This is a genomic window from Paraburkholderia sp. RL18-085-BIA-A (assembly GCF_046027075.1).
In the GTDB taxonomy this organism is placed as follows: Bacteria; Pseudomonadota; Gammaproteobacteria; order Burkholderiales; family Burkholderiaceae; genus Paraburkholderia.
Genome location: NZ_JARESU010000655.1, coordinates 1 through 368, shown reverse-complemented (window position 1 = coordinate 368; position 368 = coordinate 1). Strand labels below are relative to the sequence as shown.

Below are 368 nucleotides of genomic sequence, written 5' to 3'. Positions count from 1 at the left end.
GGTGCAATCTTTGTCGGCAACGTGAATGCTTCGGCCCTCGCGAAAGGACAGCACAGCAAGTCTGTGCTCGACGCGGGCTGGTCGACGTTCCGGACCATGCTTCGGTACAAGTGCGATGACGCAGGCGTGTGGTTCGATGAGGTCGACGAAGCGTTTTCTACCCAGACCTGTTCGTGCTGCGCGAGCCGCACGGGGCCGAAAGGTGTCGCAGGTCTCGGAATAAGAGAGTGGACGTGCATCCATTGTGAAACGACACATGATCGTGATCGCAATGCTGCCCGCAACATTCTCGCGGTCGGACGTGACCGCCTCGCAGGAGGAATCCCCGCCCTTTCCGCGCAAGCGGCAGTCGGTCACGACTGAGGGCG

General features: G+C 60.9%; 1 protein-coding gene. It reads left to right on the top strand.

The genetic code is table 11. The features are described 5' to 3' along the window. Positions 1 to 363: RNA-guided endonuclease InsQ/TnpB family protein (locus tag P0D89_RS54260; RefSeq protein ID WP_408379886.1), on the top strand; the 363-nt coding region annotated here is incomplete at its 5' end. Positions 364 to 368: the final 5 nt, after the last annotated feature.